This is a genomic window from Thermoactinomyces sp. CICC 10521, assembly GCF_016055135.1.
In the GTDB taxonomy this organism is placed as follows: domain Bacteria; phylum Bacillota; class Bacilli; order Thermoactinomycetales; family Thermoactinomycetaceae; genus Thermoactinomyces_A; species Thermoactinomyces_A daqus.
This window is the reverse complement of record NZ_JAECVZ010000032.1, coordinates 1-15,037: the sequence shown is the minus strand read 5'-3', so window position 1 is coordinate 15,037 and position 15,037 is coordinate 1. Positions and strand designations below refer to the sequence as shown.

General features: G+C 46.8%; 16 protein-coding genes. 7 read left to right on the top strand and 9 right to left on the bottom strand.

From position 1 onward, the window contains the following. Positions 1 to 8: 8 nt before the first annotated feature. Positions 9 to 1,199 carry an MFS transporter gene (locus I8U17_RS15690; RefSeq protein WP_370589274.1) on the top strand — a complete coding sequence of 397 codons (1,191 nt, stop codon included), beginning with the start codon at positions 9 to 11 and terminating at the stop codon, positions 1,197 to 1,199. Between the two features lie 92 nt (positions 1,200 to 1,291). Here the strand turns inward: I8U17_RS15690 and hemQ are convergent, their stop codons facing one another. From hemQ to I8U17_RS15650, 8 genes are all read right to left on the bottom strand, one after another. Then, positions 1,292 to 2,056: a hydrogen peroxide-dependent heme synthase gene (hemQ, locus tag I8U17_RS15685; RefSeq protein WP_033101592.1), complete on the bottom strand. Its 765-nt coding sequence runs from the start codon at positions 2,054 to 2,056 to the stop codon at positions 1,292 to 1,294. Positions 2,057 to 2,099: 43 nt separating this feature from the next. Continuing rightward, positions 2,100 to 3,050, bottom strand: a complete 951-nt coding sequence (locus I8U17_RS15680; RefSeq protein WP_198059776.1) for a COX15/CtaA family protein — start codon at positions 3,048 to 3,050, stop codon at positions 2,100 to 2,102. A 38-nt stretch (positions 3,051 to 3,088) separates the two neighbouring features. Next, positions 3,089 to 4,012 (bottom strand): heme o synthase, encoded by a 924-nt coding sequence (locus tag I8U17_RS15675; RefSeq protein WP_081943923.1) that lies wholly within the window; start codon positions 4,010 to 4,012, stop codon positions 3,089 to 3,091. Positions 4,013 to 4,038: 26 nt separating this feature from the next. Then, on the bottom strand, positions 4,039 to 4,353 hold the full coding sequence (locus I8U17_RS15670; protein WP_033101578.1) for a cytochrome o ubiquinol oxidase subunit IV: 315 nt from the start codon (positions 4,351 to 4,353) through the stop codon (positions 4,039 to 4,041). Next, positions 4,350 to 4,973, bottom strand: a complete 624-nt coding sequence (gene qoxC / locus I8U17_RS15665; RefSeq protein ID WP_033101579.1) for a cytochrome aa3 quinol oxidase subunit III — start codon at positions 4,971 to 4,973, stop codon at positions 4,350 to 4,352. The genes I8U17_RS15670 and qoxC overlap by 4 nt, the downstream gene beginning before the upstream one ends. A 1-nt stretch (position 4,974) precedes the next feature. Then, on the bottom strand, positions 4,975 to 6,927 hold the full coding sequence (gene qoxB / locus I8U17_RS15660) for a cytochrome aa3 quinol oxidase subunit I (protein WP_052154305.1): 1,953 nt from the start codon (positions 6,925 to 6,927) through the stop codon (positions 4,975 to 4,977). Positions 6,928 to 6,948: 21 nt separating this feature from the next. Then, the gene (locus tag I8U17_RS15655) at positions 6,949 to 7,851 is read right to left on the bottom strand and encodes a ubiquinol oxidase subunit II (protein WP_370589273.1); all 903 of its coding nucleotides are present in this window, start codon (positions 7,849 to 7,851) and stop codon (positions 6,949 to 6,951) included. A 195-nt stretch (positions 7,852 to 8,046) separates the two neighbouring features. After that, the gene (locus I8U17_RS15650) at positions 8,047 to 9,084 is read right to left on the bottom strand and encodes an aldo/keto reductase (RefSeq protein ID WP_198059774.1); all 1,038 of its coding nucleotides are present in this window, start codon (positions 9,082 to 9,084) and stop codon (positions 8,047 to 8,049) included. Positions 9,085 to 9,426: 342 nt separating this feature from the next. On the opposite strand from I8U17_RS15650, the gene I8U17_RS15645 reads away from it, so the two are divergent. From I8U17_RS15645 to hmpA, 5 genes are all read left to right on the top strand, one after another. Further along, positions 9,427 to 10,116: a Crp/Fnr family transcriptional regulator gene (locus I8U17_RS15645; RefSeq protein ID WP_033101581.1), complete on the top strand. Its 690-nt coding sequence runs from the start codon at positions 9,427 to 9,429 to the stop codon at positions 10,114 to 10,116. 224 nt (positions 10,117 to 10,340) lie between these two features. Continuing rightward, positions 10,341 to 10,919, top strand: a complete 579-nt coding sequence (locus I8U17_RS15640) for a hemerythrin domain-containing protein (RefSeq protein ID WP_309485177.1) — start codon at positions 10,341 to 10,343, stop codon at positions 10,917 to 10,919. Between the two features lie 49 nt (positions 10,920 to 10,968). Continuing rightward, positions 10,969 to 11,526, top strand: coding sequence for a hemerythrin domain-containing protein (locus tag I8U17_RS15635; protein ID WP_033101582.1), 558 nt, complete (start codon positions 10,969 to 10,971; stop codon positions 11,524 to 11,526). A 33-nt stretch (positions 11,527 to 11,559) separates the two neighbouring features. After that, the gene (locus I8U17_RS15630) at positions 11,560 to 11,865 is read left to right on the top strand and encodes an AraC family ligand binding domain-containing protein (protein WP_198054888.1); all 306 of its coding nucleotides are present in this window, start codon (positions 11,560 to 11,562) and stop codon (positions 11,863 to 11,865) included. A gap of 178 nt (positions 11,866 to 12,043) precedes the next feature. Next, the gene (gene hmpA / locus I8U17_RS15625; protein ID WP_198059773.1) at positions 12,044 to 13,288 is read left to right on the top strand and encodes an NO-inducible flavohemoprotein; all 1,245 of its coding nucleotides are present in this window, start codon (positions 12,044 to 12,046) and stop codon (positions 13,286 to 13,288) included. Between the two features lie 162 nt (positions 13,289 to 13,450). Here hmpA and I8U17_RS15620 read toward each other — a convergent pair whose 3' ends face one another. Next, positions 13,451 to 13,846: a M20/M25/M40 family metallo-hydrolase gene (locus I8U17_RS15620; protein ID WP_232331142.1), complete on the bottom strand. Its 396-nt coding sequence runs from the start codon at positions 13,844 to 13,846 to the stop codon at positions 13,451 to 13,453. Between the two features lie 200 nt (positions 13,847 to 14,046). On the opposite strand from I8U17_RS15620, the gene I8U17_RS15615 reads away from it, so the two are divergent. Next, the gene (locus tag I8U17_RS15615; protein ID WP_198054886.1) at positions 14,047 to 14,892 is read left to right on the top strand and encodes a TolB family protein; all 846 of its coding nucleotides are present in this window, start codon (positions 14,047 to 14,049) and stop codon (positions 14,890 to 14,892) included. Positions 14,893 to 15,037: the final 145 nt, after the last annotated feature.

The window sequence follows — 15,037 nt, the reverse complement described above, 5'->3', positions numbered from 1 at the left end:
GGACAGGAGTGGAATCGGTTGGGCAAGGAAAGCGCATCAGCGCCCTCACCTTGCAAAAAGCGAAGGTATGGACGTTCAGTTTTACCCATATGATCAATGATCTGGTTACGACCGGAATCGTGCCGGCCCTGTTGCCGATGTATCGTGACGCTTTCTCCCTGAGTTATACGCAGACTGGATTAATCGTGCTGTTTTCGTATATTACCTCTTCCGTGATGCAGCCTCTGTTCGGAGCGTGGACGGATCGAAAGCCGAAGGTGTGGATGTTGCCGTTCGGTGTCTTTTTATCCGTTCTCGGTCTTGCCTTGACCGGCATTGCTCCTTCCTACGGATGGGTATTATTTTTGATTGCCTTGTCGGGTTTGGGTTCAGGAGCTTTTCACCCCGAGGCTTCCCGGGGAACGCATTATGCATCGGGGAATGCAAAAGGATTGGCGCAAGCGATTTTTCAAGTCGGCGGCAATGCCGGGCAAGCGCTGGGCCCGCTCATGATTCCTCTGTTTTTGATTTCAACCGGGCGCAGCGGCCTGCTTTGGTTTGTGCTCATCGGTCTGATCGCGTTTTTGTTGGCAGCCCGCCAGGTTCCGTGGTATCGGGAGCGCCTGGAAGATCATGGGCGCAAGCAACAGCAGATGACCGGAAAAAACCATTGGTGGGGCGTATTTTTGCTCGTTTGTGTGATTATTCTGCGGTCTTGGTGCCAAATCGGTGTATCCGCCTTTTTGCCTTTTTTCTTTTTGCATCAAATGAACATGTCTTACGGCCATGCTGAATTATTAAATTTTCTGTTCCTCGGTGCCGGTGCTCTGGGGACGTTTATCGGCGGAGCGATCTCGGACAAAATCGGGATGAAACGGTTATTGGTCGGTTCCATGCTCTTTTCCATTCCTTTCGCTCTGCTGCTCCCTTATGCAAAAGGGGGCTATGCGTGGCTGATCCTGTTATTGTTCGGTTTTTTTGTTTTGTCCTCATTTGCCGTCACCGTCGTCTACATGCAGAGATTGCTGCCCCGCAACATCGCGATGGCTTCCGGATTGGCGATCGGGTTTGGTGTCGGTGCGGGCGGAATTGGTGCGACCCTGATGGGGTATTTAACCGACCTGTACGGGATCATGAGCATCATGTCGGTGATCTCGGTTTTGCCCATTGTTGCATCAGTGCTGGCCTTTCTGTTGCCAAGTGATCGAAAAGCTGTATGATGAACATGAAAAAGAGCAGGTTCCGAATGCGGAAGGCCTGCTCTTTTTTTACTTCGTTGTTCAAACGTCTCTCTCCATTTTCCTGCGGAGGTTTATCGAATATCGGGGGTTTTGTCGTTCAGCATGGAGGAGAGCATTTCATTTGTCAACCTGCATCCGACATAAAAAGAGCCAAATTCTCCAAAACGGGCACTTACTTCATCAAACCTCATTTCCGTAATCAATTTCTTAAAGTACAATGGATCGTCGGAAAACAGGGAAACCCCCCATTCCCAGTCATCCAGGCCGATTGATCCCGTAATGATTTGCCGAACTTTTCCTGAGTAAGAACGTCCAATAACCCCATGGCTTTTCATCATTTTCTTCCGTTCATCAACGGAGATCCTGTACCAATTGTCTTCTCCAAGCCTTCTCTTGTTCATGGGATAGAAACAGGTATATTGGGTTTTTGGCAAGATTGGCTGGAGACGTTCCCGGAAAGCGGGGTCGCTTAGGGGGTCCGTATCTGGATCGATCGTGTAAGAGCTGAGTTCCACGACAGAAAGATAGGAATACGGATTGGAAGTGATACCGGCAAAGCCCAGTTTATTAAACTTCGTTTTGATATCATTTAATTCGTCGATATTCGGGCGAAGGTGGAGAAACAACAGATCCGCTTTATGACCAAGAATGGCGTATTGCCCAAAACTGCCCTCATTATTGTTTTCCACCGATGAAAACTCCGCGATCGCATCAAGCAACTCCAGAATGATTTCCTGCCTCCCGGAAGGGGAGATTGATTTCCATTTGTTCCAGTCTATTTTGCGAAAATCGTGATAGGCAAACCATCCTTCGTAAGTTTTTACAGCTTGGCTCATTTTTTTCACTTCCTCTTCAACGATTGATTTTCCCATAACCCCTTTAAAGGTTATATTCCTTCATCCTCTCTTTTTCTTGAAAGAAGGATGTTTTTAATCCCAGCAAACCTAAAGAACCCACCATTAAGGTTGCGATCGATACATGGAGAAGAAAGGCAACCAGGTTTAACTTCGTCATAATGAGCATCGCACCGCTCAACATCTGAAAAATCACGAGAATGAGGGTTTGAAGGCTTACTGCCCGTAAATCCTTTCTTTGCCCGCGCAACCGGGAGGTGAAGAGATACAGCTTCAGAATCAAAACAAACAACACCAAAGCCATGAACCTGTGTGTCAAATCAATCAATAAAGCAGACCCGGCCTGAGTGTAAGCTTCGGTTGGAAAGGGCCATCCCTGGAAATAGCCTCCTGCCCCGGTGAACGTAACATAGGATCCAAAATAAACAACCAAAAAACTGTAAATGAGTGTTCCCCATGTCCATCTTTTCATCTGTTTGACAGGGGCGGCATCTTGGAGGTCAAATCGCCGGTATTTGCCGGTTTCGATTTGCCGGAGTGTGGCTGTCCACAAATACAGCGAGGTAAACGCGATGAGTGACATTCCCATATGGAGAGCCAGCACCGAAGGGGGATTGTCAGTCAAGACACTGATTGCCCCCAGAAACCCTTCCCCGGCAAAGGCCAAAAAGCTGATGCCCATCAAAATCCGGATATCTTTTCTTCCCCGATATCTCCGGTATGTGGCTGCGATCAGGAAGAGCAGCAAAAGAAGATCAGCGAGTACAACCAATCGATGGATAAACTCGATCGCGATATGAGTGTTCCACACTTCCGGGATGATCTTCCCGTTGCAAAGAGGCCAATCCCTCCCGCAGCCAAATGCGGAACCGGTTTGGGTATCAATAAAACCCAGGAGATTGACCAAAAACAACCCCAAGAGTGTGGCAAAAGCGAGCGGATAAATGTTTGTTCTCCTTATGTCGGGCTTTGCCATATCTTAACACCTCTCCTTCTTTGAGGAGAAAACCAATACTAAATAAGAGAATCAACGGCCATAGAGGCAAATAAAACAGTCAAGTACATAAGGGAAGCATAAAATGCTCGTCCTGCCCACTCCGTGCGATCGTCGTTTTCACGCCACATGCGTAACTGATAGTACAAAAAGTACAAGCCGGAAAGAATGGCGATTGTCAGATAGATCCCGCCTGTATAACCGGTGAAATACAGTCCGCAGGAAGCGAGCAACAGAATGAAAGTGTAAACCAGGCATTGTTTTTTCGTCGTTCTAAAGCCCCGGACCGCCGGCATCATCGGTATGCCTGCACGCACATATTCATCATTTTTCACGATCGCCAGCGGCCAGAAATGGGGAGGGGTCCACAAGAAAATAATCGCAAACATGATCACGGCGGGCCAACCGATATCTCCGGTCACTGCCGCCCAGCCGATCACTGGAGGAATCGCACCTGCTCCTCCCCCGATTACAATATTTTGCGGTGTTTTTCTTTTCAACAACATGGTGTAAAGCACGGTGTAATACAAAAAACCGGTCAGTGACAGAATGGCGGTAAGAGCGTTCACAAACACCAGAAACCAAATCAAGGACAACAATCCCAAACCCAGCCCGAGAAATAAAGCTGTTTGCGGACGAAGCTGCCCGGCGGGAAGCGGCCTGTTCATCGTTCGTTCCATGATTTTGTCGATATCCTGGTCATACCACATGTTGATCGCAGCAGACCCGCCGGTGGAAAATGCCAAGCCTGTTGCCAGCGCAAACATGGTCCACATATCAGGCCAGCCTTGCTTGGCGACGATAGCCGCGCAGATTGCCGAAAAGATCATAAGGACGGCTATTCGTGGCTTGGTAAGCGACAAACAGGCTTTGAGTTTTTCCAAATCGGCCGACAAAAAGGTTCGTTTGGTTGATTGAACAGAATTTAACAATGGGTCAGGCATTTTTTCCCTCTCCCCTCAAACTTTCATCATTGAACTTGAGAGCCAAATGTCATCACCCAGATCGATCCGGCAACGACGGCAAACGTAAACAAAAACCCCAGCGCAATCGCAATCGAATGATAAGCCGGCCCGTTTTTTTCCGTGATATGCATGAAGAAGATTAATTGAATCAGGATTTGAAGGATGGCAAATCCCAATAAGATGGTGATGAGGCTCCCTTGTGAAAAGGGAGCTTTCACCGTAAACAGCAGTGCCAAAACCGTCAATACAATCGATCCGACATAACCGGTCACATGCGACCAAGGAAAAGTCCTTTTTGCTGGTTGCCCTATATTTTTCATTTCATCACCCCCATGAGATAAACGACCGTATAGATCATCACCCATACTACATCCAGAAAGTGCCAATATAATCCGGCGTTGAACAATTTTCGGGCTGTTGTGGGATGAATTCGGTCACGCAGCAACTGAATGCCTACGGAGATCATCCAAACAATCCCCAAAGAGACGTGAAGACCGTGTGTTCCCACCAGTGTGAAGAAACCGGACAGGAACGCGCTGCGTTGCATGGTGGCTCCTTCCGATGAGTAGGAAAGAAATTCACTCGCTTCGATCCCGACAAATATGAGACCGAGCAAAACGGTAACCGCAAGCCATCCGAGCAGTCTCCGCAGATTGTTGTAACGCATTTCACGAACGGCCAGCCCGCAGGTAAAACTGCTGGTTAACAGAATGAAGGTTTCAAGCGTAAACATGGGAATGTCAAACAGCTGTGCCGTTGTGGGCCCTCCATCCGTATGCGTGCGCAGAACGAGATAGGTGGCAAACAGGCAAGCGAACAGCACAAGGTCTGTAGAAAGGAAAATCCAAAAACCGAGAATGTTTTTTTCTTCTTCTTCCGTGCCGTGCAGGTGTTTGGATGACTTTGGATCTGGGATCGGGCGTCCGGTTGTTTCAACCATGTTACAACCCCCTTACTGCCGCTTCATTTTTCTTGATTTCTTCTACCGAAATATAATAGCCCGTGTCTTTTTCAAGCGATCGCCAGAGCATGCAAATCACTACACCGATCAGCCCGATCGTGGCTATGGTGAATTGGTTAAAGACCAAACCGAATCCGCAGATGAAAAACGCCAATCCCATGAAGAAAGGCAGGGATGAAGGGCTTGGCATGTGAATCGGCTTCAATGGTTCTTTCTGTGGCTGAATGCCTTCTTTTTGCTGCTGTTTCATTTTCCACCAGGCATCCATGTCATCGACCACAGGAATTTGGGCGAAATTGTAATGAGGGACGGGAGACGGAAGAGACCATTCCAACGTACGACCGTCCCATGGATCTCCGGTCGTGTCGCGTTCTCCATGGCGAATGCTGTAAAGGATTTGTGCCACGATAAAGAGGAATCCGATCCCCATCATAAACGCGCCGATGGTGGAGACGAAATTGAGCGTTCCCCAGCCTGATTCAGCCGGATAAGTGTACACACGCCGGGTCATGCCCATGAATCCCAACGCGTATTGCGGCATAAAGCAGACATAAAATCCAAGGTTAAAGAACCAAAACGCCCATTTGCCGAGAGTTTCATTCAGTTTAAATCCTAAAATCTTGGGCCACCAGAAATACATTCCTGCAAGCAGCCCGTACACAACCCCACCGATCAAGACCTGATGGAAGTGAGCGATGAGGAAGTAACTGTTGTGAAACTGGTAATCTGCTGGAGCCACTGCGAGCATGATCCCGGTTGCTCCGCCGACGGCAAAGCAAGGGATAAATGCAAGCGTCCAAAGCATCGGCAAGGTGATTCGGATCCGGCCCCTGAACATCGTAAACAGCCAGTTGAATACCTTCACGCCTGTGGGAATCCCAACGGCCATTGATGCCACGGCAAAGAAGCTGTTTACTCCCGGACCGGCACCCATCGTGAAGAAATGGTGCACCCAGACGAAATAGCTGATAATACTAATCATCATGAGTGAAACCACCATGGACTTGTAACCGAAAATATATTTCCGACAGAAGGTGCTGACCACTTCAGAGAAAATACCGTATGCCGGCAGGATGACAATGTAAACCTCAGGATGTCCCCAAACCCAGAAGAGATTGATGTACATCATCGGGTTCCCGCCATGCAGCATCGTAAAGAAGTGGGTTCCAAAAATCCGGTCCATCCCCAAAAGGGCAAGCGCAACGGTCAAAGCAGGGAAAGCAAAGATAATCACAATACAGGATGCAAGAACAGACCAGGTAAAGAGCGGCATCCGCATCAGGGTCATGCCGGGAGCGCGCATTTTCAGGATTGTGACGATAAAGTTGATTCCCGTCGCAATGCTTCCGATCCCGGATATTTGAATGCCCAGAACATAATAGTTGACACCCGGTCCCGGGCTATACGGCAGTTCAGACAGCGGCGGATAGCCCACCCAACCGGCATCGGGGGAACCCCCCAGCACGAAGGACAGGTTAAACAGCATTGCACCGAAGAAAAACAGCCAAAAACTTACGGCGTTTAAGAAGGGAAAAGCAACATCGCGTGCGCCGATTTGAAGAGGAACCACCAGGTTAAACATGGCAAAGATAAAAGGCATGGCCATGAACAGAATCATGATGGTTCCGTGAGTGGTAAAGATTTCATCGTAGTGTTGTGCGTTTAAAAAATGCAGATTCGGGAAAGCCAGTTGCGTTCTCATCAACAGGGCGTCGACGCCGCCGCGAAAGAACATCAACAGCGCGCAAACCAGATACATGATCCCGATCTTTTTATGATCGACGGTTGTGATCCATTCGCGCCACAACCATCCCCATTTTTTGAAATACGTCAAAGCGAACACGATCCCGACCAATGTCAAGATGATCGCAACTGCTGAGATCTGTATCATGAGATTCGCGTTCTGCAAGTACGAAATCAGACTCTTTAACATCCGCCATTCCCACCTTTCTTGTCAGTTTTCCATTGGCATTTGATGAGGCTCATTCATTGGCATTGGATGGTGCCAATATATCCCGCCGTTTTTATTTACGGTATTTTGATAAAGTGCAGGCGGGTAAGATGAATAAGACTGTTTGTTGACAACGCTCGGCTTGGCAAGTAGATCGTATTTCTCCTGGGTTAAAGAGGGAGCAGATCCCTTGACCTTTTTGACCCATGACGCAAATTCAGACTGCGGTTTGGCAACCACCTGAAAGTTCATGTGGGCAAATCCTTTTCCGGTAAAGTTTGCGCCGCGCCCTTCAAACACTCCCTCGCGGTCTGCCTGCAGCCAGAGTCGCATCTCCATTCCCGGCATGGTGTATTCTTGCCCGCCCAACTGCGGAACCCAGAAGGAGTTCATGGGGGCATCTGCGGTTAACACAAATTGAACCGGTACCCCTGTGGGAATTTCACAGTAGTTGACAGTGGCAATATTCGAATCAGAATAGAGAAACAACCATTTCCAATCCAGCGAGACAACCTGTATGGTGATGGGTTTTTGCTCACTGGGAGGACGGGTCAACGCGAACGTGTCGCGAACAGTGGCGAACCCCAATATGGCAACGATCAGAATGGGGATTCCCCACCAAATAACCTCCAAAATTTTGCTGTCTGTCCAATTTGGCTGATAAGGCGCCTGATTTCCCGGACGTTCTCGGTAACGAATCACGATAAAGACAAGAAGAACGATGACAGGAATCACGACGATCGCAACCAAAATGGCGGAAAGTAAGATGAGTCTGTGCTCTGTCTGTGCTACCGGGCCAGCAGGATTGAGCAGGATATATTTGTCGCTGCATCCGGTCAATAAGAATAAAAGAGGGGAACACAAAAGAAGTTTTTTCAGCCGGCTTGAGATCCCCGTTTTCTTCACTGGTTTCACACCCCCATGGTCAGATTGAAATTTTCTCTGCGTAAAAGAATGTAAGCGGAAACGGACAAAGAAAATGTGATTAATTTCACAAAAAGGGGCGAGTTCACGGAAAGTTGACATTAACGTCGATGTTTTGTCACTTGACTTTCCGTGACTGCTCCGAAAGTGATGTTGGAGTTCCTGTCCGAGCGGTTGTTATCGAGGTGCTACCGGTGTCGGCTTGATTTTGCTGTCGGAGAACGGCTGTTTCAATTGCTCTTTCATGCTGGTTTCCCACAACTCTTCAAGCTTCTTCATTTCCTCTTCCGTAAGCGGAGTTTTGTCAGGCGCCTCGGCAAATTCACGCAAGTTTTCTTCAGTGGTGATATTGGGGAGCACTGATTTGATCGATGGATTGGCTAACGAGAAGAGAATGGACGCTTGGCCAATCGTCCGGTCAGTTCCTTCGTACAGGAATTTCAATTGTTGAACTGCGGCCAGACCAGCTTTCATCCACTTGACCGGCCGGTGATTGCGATGGTCATGTTTGTTGAAATGTTTGTCCGGGTCATAGGTGCCGTCAAGGAGCCCCGATGCATGCGGGACACGGACAATCAAGGCTTTGTTCCGCTTTTCCGCCTCCCGGATCAGTTCTCTGGCGGGATCCTGTTCCAGCATGTTGTTGATGATTTGCGCCATGTCATACCGCTCATCGCGGAGGGTGGCCAATCCTTCATCCTTCCAGCCGATGTCCGGCCCCAATGCGACACCGTAGGAGCGGATTTTTCCTTCCCCTTTCAATCGTTCCAGCGTCTCAAGCACTTCATCGCTTTGAATTGCTTCCATTCTTGGATTATGAAGTTGGTAGAGGTCGATCACATCCGTTTTCAATCGGCGCAAGCTTTCTTCGCAGGACTGGCGGATTGAGGCTGCATCCCACCGTTGGGGCAATTCGGAGTGTCTGCCGTGACGGTCGCTCCGCTTGGCATAGATGTCGTAGCCGAATTTGGTGGCAATCACCACGTTGTCACGAAGTCCTTCCAGTGCTTCTGACAAGAGTGTTTCTCCTTTGCCTTGGCCGTACACATCGCCGGTATCAAAAAATGTAATGCCGTAATCTTCGTATGCCATGCGCAGCAGGCGTTTGCCGAGCTTGTCGTCATTTACGCCCCACCACGGAGTGGCAACGGACCAAACACCGAAGCCAACTTCGGAAACCGGCTTGTCAATACCGGGCATGTTGCGGTATTTCATTGGATAACCTCCATTCGTATAACAAGAGCGATTTAATTTATCCGTGCTTACAACCAGTGTATGAGGTGTTGAACGAAATGAATGTGATTTATTTCACAAAATGAGTTGTGTCACAAAAAGTCCACAGAATGATTGTCTTTTGACACTTGGCTGCGCAAAGCGATCTCGTGTAAAAAGAAGTTAGTTACAAAAAACGGATGAAGTTGTTTTCGGGCGATAAGGGTTCTGTCCGTTTCGTGCGAGACAGAGCCGGAGCGGGATCGGTTACAACATCTTAAGGCCTGATTTTTTGGTGATTCTGCTTAAGCTTGCGAACGATTTAACAATGTGGGGGCGGTTTGGATGGATCATAAATTTGAGGTTGTTAAACGTGTTCCCGTGTTTAGCGGGTTGAACGAGGAAGAATTGAAAAAGGTTTCCGGAATAGCGTTTTTGCGTCATTATCGAAAGCATTCAACCGTTTTTACAGAAGGTCAGGAACGGAGCGCCGTTTATTTCATTCATTCGGGAATCATTAAGGTTACGAAGGTTGACAATAACGGAAACGAACAGGTTATCTGCCTTTTGCCAAAGGGGGAAATGTTTCCTCACGTGGGATTTTTCGATGACATCCCGTATCCGGGAACAGCGCAAACTGTCACGGATTGTGAATTGCTGGCAATCCCGCTGGGAAGTTTTAATCAGTTGCTGAGTTCAAACCCGCAAATAGCCAAGTCAGTCATGAAAATGATGGATAAAAGGCTCCTTCAGATGCAAAGGCGTTTACACGGGGTGATCTCGGGCGATATTCATCGAAAAATGATCGTGTCATTATTGCAGTTGGTGGAGGAGTACGGAAATGAAAAGGATGGTGGCGTTTATATCTCAATCCCATTAACAAACCAGGATTTTGCAAATATGTTGGGAATGTCAAGGGAATCGGTCAACCGGGTGTTAAATCAGCTTAAAAAGGATCAACTGCTCGAGATCAGCCGGAAAGGCATCTTTATTTACAATCTGGATGCACTGAAAAGTTTGCTTTCCTCCAGTTGAGAATGATACAAATGCAGCCCTGTTTGTGAAACAAATCACATGATTGTTTACGTTTGCTCATCTTCAAATTTGTCTTGTTGTATTTTGTGAAAATTATGTGACAGAGGGGAAGGAGTGATATCGCTCACAGCGGAATGTTAAGTCACCAAAGTATAATTGGGCATGAAAAAGTAAGAGTTTGGATGTTGCATCTCTTTGGCTTTTTCGCGTGGGAGCAACTTGGGATGGGTTGCATCTTTCTTGAAACCTGCATCGTGGAAATGGAGGGAAAAAGAACGATGAATGAGATGCCTTTTCATTGCGGTCACATGATGGGGGGAGATGTTCCTTTGTGCCCTGCCCTGCAGCAATTCAAGCAAGAACATGTGACATTGAGGGAGCAAATGGAGCAGCTGTTTCAGTTGGCCGAAGCAGCAAGGGAACATCCAATTGACTGGCCCGGTTTAAAGGAGAAAGCCATTCGCTTCGAGCAGGAGCTGACTGCACATTCAGAACGGGAAGAAGAGTTTCTCTTCACATTGATGGCTCAGTACATCGGCAGAGAAACGGGTCCGATCGCAGTGATGGAATATGAGCATCAGCAAGGGAAGAAAAATCTGCAAACTTTTATCGAAAAGCTCAATCAGGCGGACGCATCTGTTCATATTGAAAAGGCAAAGGAAATCACCGCGTTTATGATTGAAGCTTATCATGTTTTGTCCCAGCATTTTATGAAAGAAGAAAATGTTCTTTTTCCCATGGCGGAACGGTTGCTTTCGTCCGAGGAAAAAGATTTTCTCGCAAAAAAACTGAAGCTTGCTTAAGCATTGGTACACAAGCTTTGGAAAAATCCGCAATAAGGAGCAGATCAGGATGTCAAGACCAAAGTATCAACCAAAACTGGATTTAACAGATTGGCAAAAAACGAATGTGAGTGAATCGGAAAAAATTTTGGGGATCGTCGCGCCTGAACTGCATTCTTTCATCGAAGAACACGCTTCATTAAGCCAATGGATGGATCGGGTAAGAGAAGGATATAACACCGAACTTTATGACAAAGTTTTAGGTGAAATCGGCCATGAATTGGATCACCACTTTTTATATGAAGAAAAATATATTCTTTCGCGTTTGGTAAAACACATTCCGGAAACCGAAGTGGGCCCGATTTACAAATTGAAGAGTGAGCATGAGATCATTCGCAAACATTATGAAGAAGCCAAGATAATGTTTAAAAATCATGATCCCGAAAATCCTTCGCATGAGCTGATCCAGAAGATGGGATTGCTTGCATATCTGTTGAAAAAACATATTGAAAAAGAGGATCATTATCTATTTCCGCTGTTCAGTCTCGTTTTGTCCAAGGATGAAAAAGAGGAAATTGCCAGAGACGTGAAAGCAGAGGAGATGCGAAGAGGAATGGAATCTGAGTAAAATCATCGTTCAGAATTGAAGGGGGATGATCTTATGTCAGTAGTGGAGATCAAAAACCAATTAAGCGGGGAGAAAGGGGTTGCCCGGTCCAAGTTGCTCGATTTTGAAGAAGGAGCGGTCATGAACCTGCAGTTAAAGGCTGGCAAAAAGATTCCCCGTCATCATGCAAACTGCCATGTGATCGTTTATGTTATAGAAGGGGAAGTCTTGTTCGGCGTGTCCGAACAGAAATTTCATATGAAATCGGGTTCATTGCTGCATATGAATCCTTTTCAGGAACATGACATCGCGGCAATAGAAGATGCGAATTTACTGTTGATTAAAGTGGGTTCACATTAGGGGCGGAATTCGCAGCAAGTATTTCTCGGGAACTTGAAGGATGAAGGATGGTTTCGCCGCTGTCTATTTGTGATCTGTTTCACAATTTGCTGTCTCCGCTTTGATATAACGATAAAGCAAGGAGCCTGAATATCGGAAGCACAGAATAAGCAACATATCAAACAGAGGAGGTATTACGATGAACAGCAGAACGATTCAGATCGTCAAAGCGACGGCACCGATCCTTCAAAAGCACAGTGAAGCCATTGGGAAACGGTTTTATCAGTTGCTTTTCGGAAGTCATCCCGAATTGTACAATTTGTTTAACCAAACGAATCAACGGCGGGGGATTCAGCAGAAAGCGCTGGCCCATTCCGTTTACGCGGCCGGAGAACATATCGACAATCTGGACGCGATCCGGCCCATCATCACACGGATTGCCCATAAACATCGGGCGATCGGAGTGGTTCCTGAGCAATATCCGATTGTGGGAGAAAATTTGATCCAAGCAGTGCATGATGTGTTGGGGAACCAGGTAAACGCGGAAATCCTCGAGGCATGGAGTGAAGCGTATCAGTACCTCTCCGATCTTTTCATGAAAATAGAACGGGAGTTGTATGAACAGGCAGAATCCCAACCAGGAGGATGGAGTGGATTCAGGGATTTCGTGGTGGATCGCAAAGTGAAAGAAAGTGACGTCATTACATCTTTTTACTTAAAGCCTGCGGATGGGAAGGAGATTGCAAGCTATTCGCCCGGACAATATCTGACCTTGAGAGCAAGGATTCCGGGTGAGAAGTACGAACATATCCGGCATTACAGCCTGTCTGATGTACCGGACAAAGATTACTACCGGATTACGGTGAAAAGAGAAGATGCGCACCATGGAAATCCGCCGGGGATTGTGTCCAATTACCTTCATCACCAGATAAATGAAGGGGATCTTCTGGCTTTCAGCGCACCGGCCGGAGACTTTGTTTTGAATACGGATGATCCGGCCCCGCTTGTTCTGATCAGTGGCGGTGTGGGATTGACGCCATTGATGAGTATGCTGAAAACAACAGCGGAACGGCAGCCGGAACGAAAGGTGACTTTCATTTACGCAGCCATCAACGGAAACGTACACGCCATGAAAGATGAAGTCTCCCGATTGGCAAACGAAAACCCCAATATCAAGTCTTATGTCTGTTATGAAAAACCGACGGAAAAAGATCGTCAGGCAGGAAACTTTGACAAGGAAGGATTTATCGATCGCAGTTGGTTGGAATCCATTCTCCCCCATGCGGATGGAATGTTTTATTTTTGCGGACCCCTTCCATTCATGAAGGCGATTTACCGGGGATTATTGGAAATGGAAATTCCGAAAAAACGAATTCACTTTGAGGCGTTTAGCCCGATCAGTGTATTGGATGAGAAGTCGGCTGAAGTGATTCCTGCACGATAAATCGCTAATGATACTTCATATTGTGATTGGCAGTGAGGCACAAGTCAGTTGCTTCTTTCCTCACTCCCAATCACCCCAAATATTTCATGGGTCAGCCGACAAAACCATTCCGCTGCAAGAGAATCAAGCTGAAAGCGGGGATGGTGGTGCGGATAGACTGGTTTATTTGAATCTCCTGCTCCAACAAAGCAAAAAAGCGCCCGGAGCTTTTTTGAGATAATAAGAAAAATCCTCGCCGACCATGTTCGGCTTTGTCATCCCTGTATTTTCGGAGCCGAACACCTCTCTTGCCACATCCATGATCACGTCCACTTCCCGATTGTGGTTTACCACTGCAGGATCCCCCCGCTGATCATCAATCTTAATCGTTGCATCATGGATTTTTGCCAGCCCGTCTGTTAACTCCCTCAGTTTCTTTTGCGGTGTTTCCCTTACTTCTGGAGTGAAACTTCGTGTTGTTTCTTCCAAAACAGCCTTGTCGGCAATAATGATGAAAGCTGTTCCCGGTTTTTGATCCAGTAATTTTTCTATCTCCTTTATTTCTTGGCTAGATATCATGGAATCTACATGTCTTTCAATTGAAGTTCTTGTTCCACGATCAATCGAGCACGTATACTCAAAATTATTAAAATATTTAATTAAGTAAACGTCAAGTGATGAGACAGAAATCTTAAACTTGAACCGAATAAATTAATAGACAAGCAATAAGGAGGTATCCTATTATCAGAAAATTATGGGTTCTTATTGGTGGAATTGCTTTGGCGTCAGCTTTGTTTAGTCCTTCCCCGAGCTTTGCAAAAGAAAAAGAATTGATCTACTTTGAAAGTGCCCGATGGCTTCCTGACGACGATCGGATGGATACTGGAGTTTACAGAATGAACCCGGACGGTACTAACATTAAGCGAATCACCGACGGTCGAACTCCGGATCTTTCACCAGATGGAAAGAAATTGCTCTATAGCACCAATAATGGCGATATTATGGTTTCCGATCCTAATGGAAAAAATCCTGTAAAGATCGGAACTGGTTCGTACGCCAGATGGTCAAAGGATGGAAGTAAAATTGTGTTTGAAAGACATTTCGATATATGGCTGATGAATGCAGATGGCAGCGATCCGGTGCAACTCACACAAACTGAGCCTTTCTATAATTCCTCTCCGGATATCTCTCCCGATGGCACGAAAATTGTGTTTCACTCCGACCGGGATGGAAGAAACCATATCTACGTTATGAACATTGATGGATCTGATGTGAAGCAATTAACCGGAGACGCAAGTAATGAAACGGCTGAGTTTGATGCCCGTTGGTCTCCCGATGGTTCCAAGATTCTTTACACTCGTTATGCCTTTGATGGAACCGATGTGTATGTCATGGACGCAGATGGAAGTAATCCAACGAATCTTACATCTCAAATCAACGAGGATTTAGATGGTCCCGTCTGGTCCCCTGATGGAACCCGTATCACTTTCTCGGGGCCAAATGTTTTTGATGGAAACGAAAACCAGGTATGGACGATGAATGCGGACGGTTCCAATGTCCAGACCTTTGAGACATATCTGCCGAATGTTGTACTCACCGATTGGGCAGCGAAGAAAAAAGATTGAAACCAAACACTACAATAAATAACTTGAACCCTCTATGGGTTCAAGTTGAGGTTGTTGACAAAGAAGGTCAACAGCCTTTTTTGTTGAAAAGGTATAAAAAAACATTCCGAAGGAAGGTTTCTATGTTCAGGACGAATTCATCCAG